The following is a 13,953-nucleotide window of genomic DNA, read 5'->3' on the forward strand; positions in this document are numbered from 1 at the left end:
GAGCGATTGTCAGTGGGGGTCTCTACGGTGGTTCACATGACTGAGCAGGGGGTCCGCTGGACGGCGGAACAGGTACTGGCTCTGGCTCCTGACGAGGCGTCGCGCAAGGCGGGGGGCAGGCTGGGCGGGGCGGGTCCGTGGTCGCATACCGGAGGTTCCGCTTCCGGTGCGGTGTGGGGGTCGTGCAAGGGCAGCGGCAGTACGCCGTACCGGACGGTCGTCGACCTGACGGGGCCCGCGTACAAGTGCTCCTGTCCGAGCCGGAAGTTCCCGTGCAAGCACGCACTGGGGCTGCTGCTGCTCTGGGCGGCGGAGGGGTTCGGCGATCCGGCCGAGGCCCCCGACTGGGCGGGGGAATGGCTCGCGGGGCGCGCGGCGAAGGCGGCGCGTCCGGCGGCCGGCCCGGTGGACGCGGAGGCGGCCCGCAAGCGGGCGGAGCGGCGGGCCGGGCGGATCGGCGCGGGCGTCATCGAGCTGGAGCAGCGGCTGACGGACCTGCTGCGCGGGGGGCTGGCCGGGCAGCAGCAGGCCGGCTACGCCCCCTGGGAGGAGGTCGCGGCCCGCATGGTCGACGCCCAGGCGCCCGGACTGGCCGCATGCGCAAGGGAGTTGGGGGCAATACCCGGTTGCGGCCCCGGCTGGCCCGCCCGGATGCTTGAGGAGTTCGCGCTGCTGCACCTGCTGGACAGGGCGTGGCTGGGGGTTTCCGGGCTGCCGGAGCCGCTGGCCGCGACCGTCCGGAGCCGGGTGGGGCTGCCGTCCCCGGCGGAGGGGGAGACCGTCCGGGACCACTGGCTCGTACTGGCCCAGTACGACTCGGTGTCCCCGGACGGCCGGCTCACCACCCGCCGGATATGGCTGCGCGGGCTGGAGGGCGGACGCCCGGCGCTGGTCCTGGACTTCGGTCCGCCCGGACGGCCGCCGGGGCTGGCGCTGCCCGTCGGGCTGGTGCTGGAGGCGGAGGCCCGCTTCCGGCCCGGGTCGGCGGGGCTGCGGGCGGATCTGGGGGACCGTACCGCGGCCGCGGTGCCGGCCGCCGCCCGCACTCCGCCCGGGGTGAGCACCGGCGAGGCCCTGGAGGCCTACGGGGCCGCGCTGCGGGAGGACCCGTGGCTGGAGTCCTGGCCGGTGGTCCTCGGCCCCGTGGTCCCGGTACCGGGCGAGGGGGACGGGGCGGCCTGGCAGGTGGCGGACGCGCGGGGGGCGTCCGCACTGCCGGTGGCGCTGCCGCAGGGCCGCTCGCGGTCCGGGCTGTGGCAGCTGGCCGCCCTCTCGGGCGGCGGACCCGTCACGGTCTTCGGCGAGTGCGGCCACCGCGGCTTCACCCCGCTGACGGCCTGGCAGCCCGGCTCTCCCGAGCCGGTGCCGCTGCTCTGACGGGGCGGGCCCGGCCGGACGGCCGGACGGACGGACCAATCGAAAACGCAGGGGGCCTGGGGGGATCCATGCCGTCTCGCAGACCGACATGGAGGACGCGCGGGCGCGGGGGCGCCGGCGCGGACACGAGGAGCCGGGGGGCTTTCATGAACGACAACCACGCCAGCTGAACACGCCCGTACGGCGGTTCCGGTGCCGCGGCCCCGCACAGGGGGCCGGGCCGCGGCCGGGCCGGCACGGCGCACGACTCGCGACGCACGACTGACCGCGCACGACCGACGGGGACTGGAGAGGGAGGGATTGCGATGGCCCAGGGTGACGAAGGGACCGGCATGGACCGGGACTGGGAGGAGCTGGTCACCGCCGCGCTGCTGGGCACCGGGCGGCGGGGCGGCTCGCCGGAGGCGCTGCTCGACGCGGCGGCCGTGCAGACGCTGCGGCGCCGGGCCGGGCTGCGGCCCGGCGAGGCGGCCCGGCGGCCCCGGCCCGCGGCGCACGATCCGCGCCCGGAGCCCCCGGAGGCCGCCCGGCGGCGGCTCGCGCAGCTGCTGGCCGGCCGGACCGCGGCGGGCAGCGGCGGCGGACGGCGCGGGGCCGCACCGGATCTGACGGAGCTGCTCCCGCAGTGGCTGGCCGCCGCCGCACGGCACGGGTACCGGGCGCCGTCGGCCCTGGTCCCGGCGCTGCTGGACGCGGGCCGGGCGCGGACCGACCTGCGCCCGCAGGCGCTGGCCCTGGCCGGGGCGCGGGGGCTGTGGCTGGCCCGGCTGAACCCGGAGTGGCGGTTCGCCCTGCGCGGCGCGGCCGGAGGCGGCGGGGAGATGCCCGACCCGGCCGACGGCGAGGCGGTGGCCCGGCTCTGGGAGGAGGGGCTGTTCGCGGAGCGGGTCGCCCTGCTCGGCGCCGTCCGGGCCCACGAGCCGGCGGCGGCGCCCCGGCTGCTGGCCACGACCTGGGCCACGGAGCGGGCCGAGGACCGGCTGATGTTCCTCGACTCCCTGCGGTCCGGGCTGTCCGGTACGGACGAGCCGTTCCTGGAGGCGGCGCTGGCCGACCGCAGCCGCAACGTCCGGGCGACCGCCGCCGAACTGCTGTCCGCGCTGCCCGCCTCGGCGCTGGCCGGGCGGATGGCGGAGCGGGCACTGGCCTGCGTCGGCCCCGGGACGGTGGTGCCGCCGGCGGAGTGCGACGCGGGCATGCTGCGCGACGGGGTGGTCAAGCGGCCGCCGGCCGGGCGCGGGGAGCGGGCCTGGTGGCTCGGCCAGCTGGTGGAGGCGGCCCCGCTGTCCTGCTGGCGGGACCGCTTCGGCGGGCTCTCGCCGGCGGAGATCGTGGCGCTGCCCGTGGCCGAGGGCTGGGCGGAGGAGATGCACGCGGCCTGGTGCCGGGCGGCGGTGCGCCAGCGCGACCCGGTCTGGTCGAAGGCCCTGCTGGGCCCCGCGTCCGCGCCGCCGGCGGCGGGCCCGGGCACGGCTTCGCTCGCGGAGCGGGCGAAGCTGCTGGAGACGCTGGCCGAGGAGGAGCGGGCCGCGTGGGTCGCGGAGTTCGTGCGCGCCCACGGGTTGTCGGAGGCCTTCCAGCTGCTCGGCGTCTGCCTGGTCCCCTGGGCGGGGGAGCTGGGCCGGGCGGTGGTGGACGCGCTGGACGCGGCACGCGGGGCGGGCAGTTACCCGTGGAGCTTCAGCGGGGTGATGGGCCTGGCCGAGCGCTGTCTCGACCCGGCGGAGGCGGACCGCCTGGAGGCGCTGACGGGCACCGCCGAGGACCCGTCGGAGGCTTCACCGGGAGCCGCCGCCTACTGGGCGGAGGCCTTCCAGCGCCTGGTGGCCACCCTCCGGCTGCGCGCGGCGATGCTCGCGGAACTGGCCCCGGCCGCCTGAACGGGCGGCGGGGCCGACGCTGTCGCGGGGGGGGCGGGTCAGCCCTGGCGGACGTGGGCGTTGACCCAGTCCACGATGGAGGTGGTGGTGGCGCCGGGGGTGAAGATCTCGGCGACGCCCTTCTCCTTGAGCGGGGCGATGTCGTCCTCGGGGATGATCCCGCCGCCGAAGACCTTGATGTCCTCCGCGTCGCGCTCCTTGAGGAGCTCGATGACGCGGACGAAGAGCGTGTTGTGCGCCCCGGAGAGGATGGAGAGGCCGATGGCGTCCGCGTCCTCCTGGATGGCGGTGTCCACGATCTGCTCGGGGGTCTGGTGGAGGCCCGTGTAGATGACCTCCATGCCCGCGTCGCGCAGCGCCCGCGCGATCACCTTGGCGCCGCGGTCGTGGCCGTCGAGACCCGGCTTGGCCACCACCACACGGATCGGACCGGTCACACCCATCGCACTGCCTCCCGAGTGAACGAACGTTAAGTACAGCATTGCGCACGGCACCGTTTCGCGGTCAACGGGGAGGGGGAAATCACACGTGGGACGCCGTTGATTCACCACCGCCCCGTCGCCCCGCCACCGCGCCGACAGCCGCACGGCACGGTGGCGGGGCAGCGCAGGCGGTACGGCCCCGCACCCGAATGGTCCAGGGGGAGGCCGTCCATGGGGCTGACGATCGCGCCGCTGCCCGTGCCGCGCACGGGTGCCGCCCTGCGGGCGGCGGTCCTGGAGGCAGCGGTGCTCGCCGGGCACCTCCTCCTCTACCCCACCGGGATACGGGAGGAGCGCCCGCCGGAGCTGCCCGCCGCCCGGACGCCCGGACAGCCGCCGCCGGTGCTGCTCCTGCACGGCTTCACCGACAACCGCTCGGTCTTCGTCCTGCTGCGCCGCGCCCTGGGCGCGGGCGGCCTGCGGCGCGCGGAGACGTACAACCACTCCCCCTTCACGCGCGACCTGCGCAGGACGGCCCGTCACCTCGCCCGGCGTGTCGAGGAGCTGTGCGAGCGCAGCGGCCAGGAGCGGGTGGACATCGTGGGGCACAGCCTCGGCGGCCTGGTCGCGCGGTACTACGTCCAGCGGCTCGGCGGCGACGCGCGCGTGCGCACCGTGGTCACCCTGGGCACCCCGCACGGCGGCACCCGGGTCGCGCCGTTCATGGACGCGCACCCCCTGGTGCGCCAGGTGCGCCCGGACTCCGAGGTGATGGCCGAGCTGGGTGCGCCCGCGCCCGGCTGCCGGACCCGGTTCGTGGCGTTCTGGAGCGAGTTCGACGCGCTGATGGCGCCCACCGGGACGGCCCGGATCGAGCACGCCGACCTGGACGCGACGAACGTACAGGTCACCGGTATCGGACATCTCGCCCTCGCCGTCCATCCCGCCGTCATCACCGCCGTCCGGCGCGCCCTCGACGGTCCGCTGCGCGCGGCGGACGGCGCTCCCCGCCCCGCGGAGTCCGCCCGCGCCGCGGGAACCGGGGGTCGGAGCCTGGTCGTCTGAGACGGCCGGGACCGCGTGCCCGCCCGGCCGCCGCGCGGGCCCGTGCGTACAACATCGGTCGACCGCCAGTCGAACGAATTTCGAACTCAAGGCCAAGGCTCGGTCTTCCGGCGACCGAAAGACGGCCGAATGCCCGGTTCCGCTGAGGACGAAACACTCGGAAGATTGTCGAGGCGAGTAACCGCCGGGTACAGTCACGCCACTGCTCTCCTCCGGTGAACCTTGAGTTCCCCGGCCACCCAGGCCCCACTGCCGAGGCGAAAGAGAAGTTGGTGAACGACCGCCCGACGTCGGGCCAGTACCCCGATTACGGGTACGACGGCCTTTCCACCACCACTTTCGCTGGTGACCAGGCATATGCGTCCTATGAAACGCAGGGCCAGGGCTACCAGTTCGTCACGGACTACGCCGCTTCCGGCAGTTACGGAACGTACGACGCGTACGCGGCGTACCCGTCCGCGGGCGACACCGGCTCGTACGACACCACCGGGTGGTCCGCTCCGGAGAGTTACCTTTCCAGCGTTCCGGCCCAGACCGTCCCCGAGGACACCACGGGCCAGTACGACGCGAGCGCCTGGAACGCCGCGACCGCCGAGTACCCGTCGGCCCCCCTCGGCTACGACCCGGCCGGCGCGGAGCAGACCGGGCACTGGACCCTCCCCGGCTACGGCCAGGAGACCGGCACCTACGACGCCACCGCCTGGAACGGCGGCGCGGCCGAAGGCTTCGCGGACACCGAAGGCTTCGCGGACACCGACCCGTACGCCGACGACGAGACCTCCGTCTTCGAGCCCGTGCCCGCCACGGCCGAGGGGGAGGAGCCGGACTTCCCGGACGCCCCGGTGCACGACATGCCCACGCAGGCCGTGCCGCTCACCCCGTCCGCCGCCGCGTCCGCCCCCGGACCCCGCGCCGGCCGCAGGGCCAACGGCAAGGGCGGCTCGGGCCGCGGCAACGCTGCCAAGGGCGGCGGCAGCGCCGCCGCAGGCAGCCGCCGGCGCAGCCCGGCCAAGCGGTCCGCCCTGCTGACGGTGGCCGTGCCCTCCGCGTGCGTGATGGGCGTCGCGGGTGTGGCCGCCGCTTCCGTCGGCGGACTCACCGGCTCCGACAAGCCGTCCGAGGAAACGACCACGATGGCCGCCCCGGACCCGTCCTCGGTGAAGCCGGTCGAGGCGAACAACAAGCTCGACACGCAGCTGGCGGCGCTCAGCGCCGACGCGGGCGACTTCGCGGACCGCGCGAGCCGCACGCAGGAGCGCATCGACCTCAAGCAGCGCCAGGAAGAAGAGAAGAAGAAGCGCGCCGAGGAGGCCGCGGCCAAGGAAGCGGCCCGCCCCAAGTTCGCGGTTCCCGTCGCCCAGCACGGCCTGAGCGCCAGCTTCGGCCAGGCCGGCGGCATGTGGATGTCGGTGCACACCGGCATCGACTTCCCCGTCGGCTACGGCACCCCGGTCATGGCCGCCACCGACGGCACCATGCGCACCCAGTGGAACAGCGCCTACGGCAACATGGCCATCCTGACCTCCCCCGACGGCACCGAGACCTGGTACTGCCACCTCAGCAGCACCAAGATCCGGTCCGGGCAGGTCAAGGCCGGCGACGTCATCGCGTACTCCGGCAACTCCGGCAACTCCACCGGCCCGCACCTCCACTTCGAGGTGCGCCCCGGCGGCGGTTCCGCGATCGACCCCGCCGCCTGGCTGCGCAGCCACGGCCTGGACCCGAGCTGAGCCGAGACGGACGACGGCAAAGGCCGGGGCCCGAAGGCCCCGGCCTTTGTCACTCCTACAGCTTCTGCACCGGCGCGTAGCGCAGCAGCAGCCGCTTCGGCTTGGCGTCCCCGAAGTCGATGGTGGCCTGCGCGTCCGCGCCGGCCCCCCGGACCTCCATGACGGTGCCCAGACCGAACTGGTCGTGGGTGACCCGGTCCCCGACGGACAGCGCGACGACCGGCTTGTCGGCGGCCCGGCGCGTGGCGAAGCCGGACGGGCCGGACTTGGTCCGCGAGGAGGACAGGAACGCCTCGGGCGAGGTCCCGAAGGTGGCCTTCCCGGAGGACGAGCCGTACCCGGAACCGCGCACCGGCCCCGCCGGCTTCTGCGCGGCGCCCGTCCGCTTCCACTGGAGGTACTCGGCCGGGATCTCCTCCAGGAACCGCGAGGGCGGGTTGTACGAGGGCGTCCCCCACGCGCTGCGCATGCCGGAGCGGGTCAGGTACAGCCGCTCCCGGGCCCGGGTGATGCCCACGTAGGCGAGGCGGCGCTCCTCCTCCAGCTCCTTGGTCTGGCCGAGCGCGCGCATGTGCGGGAAGACCCCGTCCTCCATGCCGGTCAGGAAGACCACCGGGAACTCCAGACCCTTGGCGGTGTGCAGGGTCATCAGCGTGATGACGCCCGAGCCGTCCGTGTCCTCGTCCGGGATCTGGTCGGAGTCGGCGACGAGCGCGACCTGCTCCAGGAACTCGGCGAGCGTGCCCCCCGCGCCGCCAGGCGCTGATGTCGCGGCCTCCTCGGTCCTCGCCTGCTCGAACTCCAGGGCCACGGCCGCGAGCTCCTGGAGGTTCTCGATCCGGGTCTCGTCCTGCGGGTCGGTCGACGCCTGGAGCTCGGCGAGGTATCCGGTGCGCTCCAGCACCGCCTCCAGCACGACGGCCGGGCCCGCGCCGGATTCCGCGATCGTGCGCAGCTCCTCCATCAGCACGTTGAACCGCTTGACGGCGTTGGTGGAGCGGGCGGCCATGCCGAAGGCCTCGTCGACGCGGCGCAGCGCCTGCGGGAAGGTGATCTTCTCGCGCATCGCGAGCGCGTCGATCATCGCCTCGGCGCGCTCGCCGATGCCGCGCTTGGGCACGTTCAGGATGCGGCGGAGCGGGACGTTGTCCTCGGGGTTCGCGAGGACGCGCAGGTAGGCCAGGACGTCCCGGACCTCCTTGCGCTCGTAGAAGCGGACGCCGCCGACGACCTTGTAGGGGAGGCCGACGCGGATGAAGATCTCCTCGAACACGCGCGACTGGGCGTTGGTCCGGTAGAAGATCGCGACGTCGCCGGCCTTGGCGTCGCCGGCGTCGGTGAGCCGGTCGATCTCGTCGGCGACGAACTGGGCCTCGTCGTGCTCGGTGTCGGCGACGTATCCGGTGATGACGGCGCCGGTGCCGGCCTGGGTCCACAGGTTCTTGGCGCGGCGGTTCTCGTTGCGCTCGATGACCGCGTTGGCCGCGGACAGGATCGTCTGCGTGGAGCGGTAGTTCTGCTCCAGCAGGATCGTCGTCGCGTCCTTGTAGTCCTCCTCGAACTGGAGGATGTTGCGGATCGTCGCGCCGCGGAAGGCGTAGATCGACTGGTCGGCGTCACCCACCACGCAGAGCTCCGCGGGCGGCAGGTCCGGGTAGCCGGGGCCGACCAGCTCGCGCACCAGCGTGTACTGGGCGTGGTTGGTGTCCTGGTACTCGTCGACCAGGACGTGCCGGAAGCGGCGCCGGTAGTGCTCGGCCACGTCCGGGAAGGCCTGGAGGAGGTGGACCGTGGTCATGATGATGTCGTCGAAGTCGAGCGCGTTGGCCTCGCGCAGCCGGCCCTGGTACATCGCGTACGCCTGGGCGAGCGTCTTCTCGAACCCGTCGGCCGCCTGCGCGGCGAAGGCGTCCTCGTCGATGAGCTCGTTCTTCAGGTTCGAGATCTTGGCGTTGAAGGACTTGGGCGGGAACTTCTTCGGGTCCAGGTCCAGGTCCCGGCAGACGAGCGCCATCAGGCGCTTCGAGTCGGCCGCGTCGTAGATCGAGAACGAGGAGGTGAAGCCGAGCCGCTTCGACTCGCGGCGCAGGATCCGCACGCAGGCGCTGTGGAAGGTGGACACCCACATGGCGTTCGCGCGGGGGCCGACGAGGCCCTCGACGCGTTCCTTCATCTCGCCGGCGGCCTTGTTGGTGAAGGTGATCGCCAGGATCTGGCCCGGGTGGACGTTCCGCGCGGACAGCAGGTGGCCGATGCGGTGGGTGAGGACGCGGGTCTTGCCGGAGCCGGCGCCGGCCACGATGAGCAGCGGCGAGCCCGCGTGCACCACGGCGGCGGCCTGCTGCTCGTTCAGCCCGTCCAGGAGCGTCGCGGGGTCGATGACGGGGCGCGGGGCGCCGTCCCGGTAGTACGCGTCCCCGCTCATGGGCACGTCGAAGGCGCCCCCGAAGAGGTCGTCCGCGCCGTGCTCCGGCTCGGCGTGCTCCTCGGGCGGCGGCGGGACCTCGTCGGAGGGGGTGAGGTCGGCCAGGAAGCTGTCGTCAAAGAGGCTGCTCATCGCCTTCCGAGTTTAGAGGGCGGGACCGACAGCCGGTCCCGCCCCCGGAAAACAGGGCGCGGAAGGCGCCCCGTACCCTCGGCGGCATGACCGTTCTGACCAACATCTTCGTCGGCCTGCACATCATCGGCATCGCCTCGCTCCTCGGCGGGTTCCTGACCCAGATGAAGGCGATGGGCGCCGGTACGGCGCGCTTCGTGCCCGCGATGCTGCACGGTGCGCTGACCATGCTGGTCACCGGTGTGCTGCTGGTGGGCTTCCGCGAGATGGGCGACGGGGCCCCGCTCGACCACGTCAAGATCGGCGTGAAGCTGGCGGTCCTGTTCGTGATCCTGGCCCTCGTTTACGTCAAGCGCGACGAGGAGCACGTGGAGAAGGGGCTCTTCGCGGCGGTCGGCGGCCTGACCGTGGCCAACATCTTCATCGCCGTCCTCTGGCACTGAACCGCCGTCCTCCGGCACTGAACGGCCGTCCTCTGGCACCGACCGGTCCCGCTCGGACCAGTCCCGGTCGGAGGAAGCCACTTCCGATCATCTCGTCATCTGCCCGTTACCTTCGGGTTTAGCGTCCTCCCCCGAGACCTCCCCCAGACCTGCGGGACGAGCGGAAGGACGTGAGGCCCCCGTGGCCAGTCATCGAAAGCCCAGGCAGCGCCCGTTCTCCGGCGGCACCGTACGGACCGCCGCCACCCTCGCCCTGGCGGGCGCTGCCACCGCCACCGCCTTCGAAGGCACCTCGCACGCCGAGCCGCAGCTCGGCCCCGCCCAGGTGAAGGCGGAGGTCGACCGGCTCTACGGGGAGGCCGAGGCGGCGACGGAGAAGTACAACGGGGCGAAGGCGAAGTCGGAGGAGGCCGAGCGGGAGCTGACCGGGCTGCGCGAGGAGACCGCCCGCAAGACGGACCGGCTGAACACCGCCCGCAGCGCGCTCGGCTCGCTCGCCGCCTCCCAGTACCGCAGCGGCGGCCTGGGCCCCGCCCTCCAGCTGGCCATGGCCCCCGACCCGCAGGAGTACCTGGACCGGGCCGGCATGCTCACCCGGGCCGGCGACCGGACCGCCTCGGAGGTGGCGGCCGTCAAACGCGGCCTCGACGAGGTCGGGCGGCTGCGCGACCGGGCCGCCGGCCGGCTCGCGGACCTGCGCGCCCGCCGGGACGAGCTCGCCGCGCAGAAGACCGTCATCGAGGACAGGCTCGCCACCGCCCGGCAGCTGCTGGCCCGGCTCACCGCCGAGGAGCGGGCCGCGTACGAGGCGCGGTCGGGCACCGCCGCCGCCGTCGGGGCCGACCCGGCGAGCGCCCCGCACACCCCGCCGCCGGCGACCGGGGCCTCGCGCGCCGCCCGCGCGGTGGCCTTCGCCTACGGGGCGATCGGCAAGCCGTACGTCTGGGGCGCGACGGGACCGGGCTCGTACGACTGCTCCGGCCTGACCCAGGCGGCGTGGCGCGCGGCCGGGGTGTCCCTGCCCCGCACCACCTACACGCAGATCAACGCGGGCAGCCGGGTCTCCCGGGACCAGCTGGCCCCCGGCGACCTGGTCTTCTTCTACTCCGGAGTCACCCACGTCGGCATGTACGTCGGCAACGGCCAGATGATCCACGCCCCGCGCCCCGGGTCCACGGTCCGGCTGGCACCGGTCGACTCCATGCCCTGGGCCGGCGCCTCCCGCCCGGCGTGACCCCCGCTACGGCGTCTTGACCTGCTGGCTGAGCCATCCGAAGGTCTGCGGCAGCTGCTTCGACCAGGCCTCCAGGTTGTGCCCGCCGGTGATCTTCTCGGCGTGCACGGTGGTCGGGCTCTGCGCGAGGGCCTTGAGGTCGGTCCCGGACAGGTAGCCGTCGTGCTCGGCGCCCGACATCCACAGCGCGACCGCGGGCGGCGCGGGCTGGGCCTTGAGGAGTTCCTTCAGGTTGTGGGTGCGGCGCAGCTCCGGGTCCTTGGCCACCAGCGAGCTGGGCTCCTGGCCGGGGTCGTTGTAGCCGGACAGGGAGACGGCGGCGCCGTAGCGGTCGGGGTGCAGGATGGCCAGCTTGGCGGCGCAGTACGCGCCGGCGGAGTAGCCGGCGACGCCCCAGGTGCGGGCCTCGTCGGAGGCCCGGAAGTTGTCGGTGACCATCTTGCGGACGTCGACGCTGAACCAGCTGTCGGCGTTGACCTTGCCGGGTATGTTGGCGCAGCCGGTGTCGCCGTTGCCGAGCAGCATGGCGCGCGGGGAGACCAGGATGAAGGGCTGGACCTTGCCCTCCTTCATCAACGGCTCCAGCACCTCGTGCGCCTTGAGCCCCTGGAACCAGGACTTGCCCGTGCCGGGTATGCCGGGGATCAGCTCGACCACCGGGAACTTCTTGTCCTTGTACGCGGGGTCGTCGTACTGCGGCGGCAGCCACACCATGACGTCGCCCTTGACGCCGGAGATCTTCCCGTCGAGCTCGGTCTTCTTCACCCGCCCGCCGAGCCCCTCGACCGGTACGAACTCCTGGCGGACCTTCGGCTCCTCCCGCACCTGCTCGGCCTTCTTCCCGCCGAGCCCGTCGGCACCCAGGTCGGGGGCGGCCTGGACGTACTTCCCGGTGCCCATCAGATCGCCCCAGGAGACGTAGAAGTTCATCTCCCGGTTGAGCGCGAGGAACACCAGGGCGACGGCGGTGACCTGGGCGAACAGCACCATCAGCGCGCGGGTGGCGACGCGTGCGACGGCAGGGCCGCGCACCTTGCTCCACACGGCCAGCGGCAGCACGACGGCGGTCACGGTCAGGACGACCGCCGTCGCGAAGAGAGGGGTCCCGGTCAGGCTCATCACGCCACCCAAGACCCGCCGCGATGCCTCCCGGTTGCCCTCCACGCCTGCGGCGTGGATCACACCCCGGGGGGCCGGCCCCGGGGCGTCACCCCCGGTTCATCCGCAGGTCAGACCAGCCGGCGGGCCGTCGCCCAGCGGGTCAGCTCGTGCCGGTTGGAGAGCTGGAGCTTCCTGAGCACCGCGGAGACGTGCGACTCGACCGTCTTCACCGAGATGAAGAGCTGCTTGGCGATCTCCTTGTACGCGTACCCGCGCGCGATCAGCCGCAGCACCTCCCGCTCGCGCTGGGTGAGCCGGTCGAGGTCCTCGTCGACCGGCGGGGCGTCGGTCGAGGCGAAGGCGTCCAGCACGAAGCCGGCCAGGCGGGGCGAGAACACCGCGTCCCCGTCCTGGACCCGGAAGACGGAGTCCACCAGGTCGGTGCCGGTGATGGTCTTGGTGACGTAGCCGCGCGCGCCGCCGCGGATGACGCCGATGACGTCCTCGGCGGCGTCCGACACCGACAGCGCGAGGAACCGCACCGGGTTCTCGGCGGCCGCCATCAGCGGGGCGCAGCGGCGCAGCACCTCGACGCCGCCGCCGCCGGGCAGGTGCACGTCGAGGAGGACCACCTCGGGGCGGGTGGCGGTGATGACGGTGACGGCCTGGTCCACGTCGGCGGCCTCGCCGACGACCTCGACGCCGGTCCGGGCGGTCTCGCCGATCTCGGCCTGGACCCCGGTGCGGAACATCCGGTGGTCGTCGACGAGGACCACCCGGACCCTCCTGCCCGCGCCGCCGGTGGTCGCGTTGTCCTCGGTCATGCTGATTTCGCCGCCCTCTCCATCTCCAGCTCGACTACCGTGCCGCCGTCGGGCGCGGACCGCAGCACCGCGGTGCCCCCGTTGCGCTGCATCCGGCCGATGATCGATTCTCGTACGCCCATGCGGTCGTCCGGTACCGCTTCCATGTCGAAGCCCGGTCCGCGGTCGCGCACGGACACGAACACCGTCTGCCCCTCGACCTCCGCGTACACCTGGACGGGCCCCTCGCCACCGTACTTGGCGGCGTTGACCATCGCCTCGCGCGCGGCCTGGACCTGGGCGCCGAGGCCCTCGTCGAGCGGGCAGTCGCCGACGACGACCACCTCGATCGGGACGCCGTGGTGGTCCTCCACGTCGGCGGCGGTCTTCTTCACGGCCTCGGCCAGCGTGGCCGGCTCCTCCGCCTCGTCCTTGCCGGTGCCCTCGGGCTTGTAGAGCCAGTTGCGCAGCTCGCGCTCCTGGGCGCGGGCGAGGCGGCGGACCTCGCCGACGTCCTCGGCGTTGCGCTGGATCAGGGTGAGGGTGTGCAGCACCGAGTCGTGGACGTGGGCGGCGACCTCGGCGCGCTCCTGGGCGCGGATGCGCATCAGGCGCTCCTCGGAGAGGTCCTGGGTCATCCGGATCAGCCAGGGCCCGGCGAGCAGGGCTATGCCGACGAGGACGGCGAGGACGGCGGTGAGGAGGTTGCCGAGCTGGGCCGCGGAGCCGCGCACGACGATGAACACGGTCAGGCCGACGCCGACGAGGACGACCCCGGCGAGCGCCCGGCCCGCCTGGAACAGCCGCTTCTGGCGGTCGCCGGCCGCGCTCCAGTGGGCTCGGCGGGCGTTGTCGGCCTGCCGCCAGACGAGGACGACGCCGGCCCCGACGAGCAGGGTGGGCCAGATGTAGCGGCCGTTCTCGCCGCCGAAGCGGAGCTGGGAGACGAAGATGCAGGCGCCGACGGCCAGCGCGATCAGGCCGGAGACCGCTCCCTTGTCGGGCTTGCGCACCCGGCGGGTGCCGTCGGCGAGGGTCTCGAAGAAGGAGTGGTGCCCGGTCTTGCCGCCCTGGCCGAGCGGTACGAAGACCCAGAACGCCGCGTAGAGCAGTACACCGAGCCCGTCCCCGAACATGAACATGCCGAGGAAGGCGAGCCGGACCCAGATCACGGGCAGCCCGAGGTGACCCGCGAGGCCGCGCGCGACCCCGCCGAGCATCCGGCCGTCGGCGCTGCGGTAGAGCTTGCGCTGCGGGACGTCCTCCGGTTCGGGTGCGTGCGGAATGCGTGGAGCGGCGGCTACGGGCATGCCACCAAGGGTCACACGTCCGGCAGCGGCC

General features: G+C 73.7%; 11 protein-coding genes. 6 read left to right on the top strand and 5 right to left on the bottom strand.

Annotated features, from left to right (window positions below):
• Positions 1-36 precede the first annotated feature (36 nt).
• Together OG553_RS12795 and OG553_RS12800 are read left to right on the top strand one after the other, a co-directional pair.
• Entirely contained in the window at positions 37-1,377 is a 1,341-nt protein-coding gene (locus tag OG553_RS12795) for an SWIM zinc finger family protein (RefSeq protein ID WP_405979117.1), read from the top strand.
• A gap of 305 nt (positions 1,378-1,682) precedes the next feature.
• The gene (locus OG553_RS12800) at positions 1,683-3,257 is read left to right on the top strand and encodes a DUF5691 domain-containing protein (RefSeq protein WP_405979118.1); all 1,575 of its coding nucleotides are present in this window, start codon (positions 1,683-1,685) and stop codon (positions 3,255-3,257) included.
• Positions 3,258-3,295: 38 nt separating this feature from the next.
• On the opposite strand, the gene OG553_RS12805 is transcribed toward OG553_RS12800, so the two are convergent.
• On the bottom strand, positions 3,296-3,700 hold the full coding sequence (locus OG553_RS12805; protein ID WP_362467164.1) for a cobalamin B12-binding domain-containing protein: 405 nt from the start codon (positions 3,698-3,700) through the stop codon (positions 3,296-3,298).
• A 210-nt stretch (positions 3,701-3,910) separates the two neighbouring features.
• Here OG553_RS12805 and OG553_RS12810 point away from each other — a divergent pair, with 210 nt between their 5' ends.
• Both OG553_RS12810 and OG553_RS12815 read left to right on the top strand, forming a co-directional pair.
• Entirely contained in the window at positions 3,911-4,744 is an 834-nt protein-coding gene (locus tag OG553_RS12810) for an esterase/lipase family protein (protein ID WP_405979119.1), read from the top strand.
• Between the two features lie 272 nt (positions 4,745-5,016).
• Entirely contained in the window at positions 5,017-6,474 is a 1,458-nt protein-coding gene (locus OG553_RS12815; RefSeq protein ID WP_405979120.1) for a M23 family metallopeptidase, read from the top strand.
• Positions 6,475-6,529: 55 nt separating this feature from the next.
• Here the strand turns inward: OG553_RS12815 and pcrA are convergent, their stop codons facing one another.
• Positions 6,530-9,031, bottom strand: a complete 2,502-nt coding sequence (pcrA, locus tag OG553_RS12820; protein ID WP_405979121.1) for a DNA helicase PcrA — start codon at positions 9,029-9,031, stop codon at positions 6,530-6,532.
• A gap of 86 nt (positions 9,032-9,117) precedes the next feature.
• On the opposite strand from pcrA, the gene OG553_RS12825 reads away from it, so the two are divergent.
• Positions 9,118-9,474, top strand: coding sequence for a hypothetical protein (locus OG553_RS12825; protein ID WP_405979122.1), 357 nt, complete (start codon positions 9,118-9,120; stop codon positions 9,472-9,474).
• 181 nt (positions 9,475-9,655) lie between these two features.
• Positions 9,656-10,708: an NlpC/P60 family protein gene (locus OG553_RS12830; protein WP_405979123.1), complete on the top strand. Its 1,053-nt coding sequence runs from the start codon at positions 9,656-9,658 to the stop codon at positions 10,706-10,708.
• Between the two features lie 6 nt (positions 10,709-10,714).
• Here the strand turns inward: OG553_RS12830 and OG553_RS12835 are convergent, their stop codons facing one another.
• The 3 genes from OG553_RS12835 to OG553_RS12845 form a co-directional block, all read right to left on the bottom strand.
• Entirely contained in the window at positions 10,715-11,827 is a 1,113-nt protein-coding gene (locus tag OG553_RS12835) for an alpha/beta hydrolase (protein ID WP_405979124.1), read from the bottom strand.
• 110 nt (positions 11,828-11,937) lie between these two features.
• On the bottom strand, positions 11,938-12,633 hold the full coding sequence (locus OG553_RS12840; RefSeq protein ID WP_007265981.1) for a response regulator transcription factor: 696 nt from the start codon (positions 12,631-12,633) through the stop codon (positions 11,938-11,940).
• Entirely contained in the window at positions 12,630-13,922 is a 1,293-nt protein-coding gene (locus tag OG553_RS12845) for a PspC domain-containing protein (protein WP_405979125.1), read from the bottom strand. The genes OG553_RS12840 and OG553_RS12845 overlap by 4 nt, the downstream gene beginning before the upstream one ends.
• Between the last annotated feature and the right edge of the window lie 31 nt (positions 13,923-13,953).

The organism is Streptomyces sp. NBC_00158, assembly GCF_045160885.1.
Taxonomy (GTDB): domain Bacteria; phylum Actinomycetota; class Actinomycetes; order Streptomycetales; family Streptomycetaceae; genus Streptomyces.

Excerpts from the sequence above, each read along its gene's own strand:
- OG553_RS12795 (WP_405979117.1), top strand. The coding sequence starts at position 37 with ATGACTGAGCAGGGGGTCCGCTGGACGGCGGAACAGGTACTGGCTCTG.
- OG553_RS12800 (WP_405979118.1), top strand. The coding sequence starts at position 1,683 with ATGGCCCAGGGTGACGAAGGGACCGGCATGGACCGGGACTGGGAGGAG.
- OG553_RS12805 (WP_362467164.1), bottom strand. The coding sequence starts at position 3,700 with ATGGGTGTGACCGGTCCGATCCGTGTGGTGGTGGCCAAGCCGGGTCTC.
- OG553_RS12810 (WP_405979119.1), top strand. The coding sequence starts at position 3,911 with ATGGGGCTGACGATCGCGCCGCTGCCCGTGCCGCGCACGGGTGCCGCC.
- pcrA (WP_405979121.1), bottom strand. The coding sequence starts at position 9,031 with ATGAGCAGCCTCTTTGACGACAGCTTCCTGGCCGACCTCACCCCCTCC.
- OG553_RS12825 (WP_405979122.1), top strand. The coding sequence starts at position 9,118 with ATGACCGTTCTGACCAACATCTTCGTCGGCCTGCACATCATCGGCATC.
- OG553_RS12835 (WP_405979124.1), bottom strand. The coding sequence starts at position 11,827 with ATGAGCCTGACCGGGACCCCTCTCTTCGCGACGGCGGTCGTCCTGACC.
- OG553_RS12840 (WP_007265981.1), bottom strand. The coding sequence starts at position 12,633 with ATGACCGAGGACAACGCGACCACCGGCGGCGCGGGCAGGAGGGTCCGG.
- OG553_RS12845 (WP_405979125.1), bottom strand. The coding sequence starts at position 13,922 with ATGCCCGTAGCCGCCGCTCCACGCATTCCGCACGCACCCGAACCGGAG.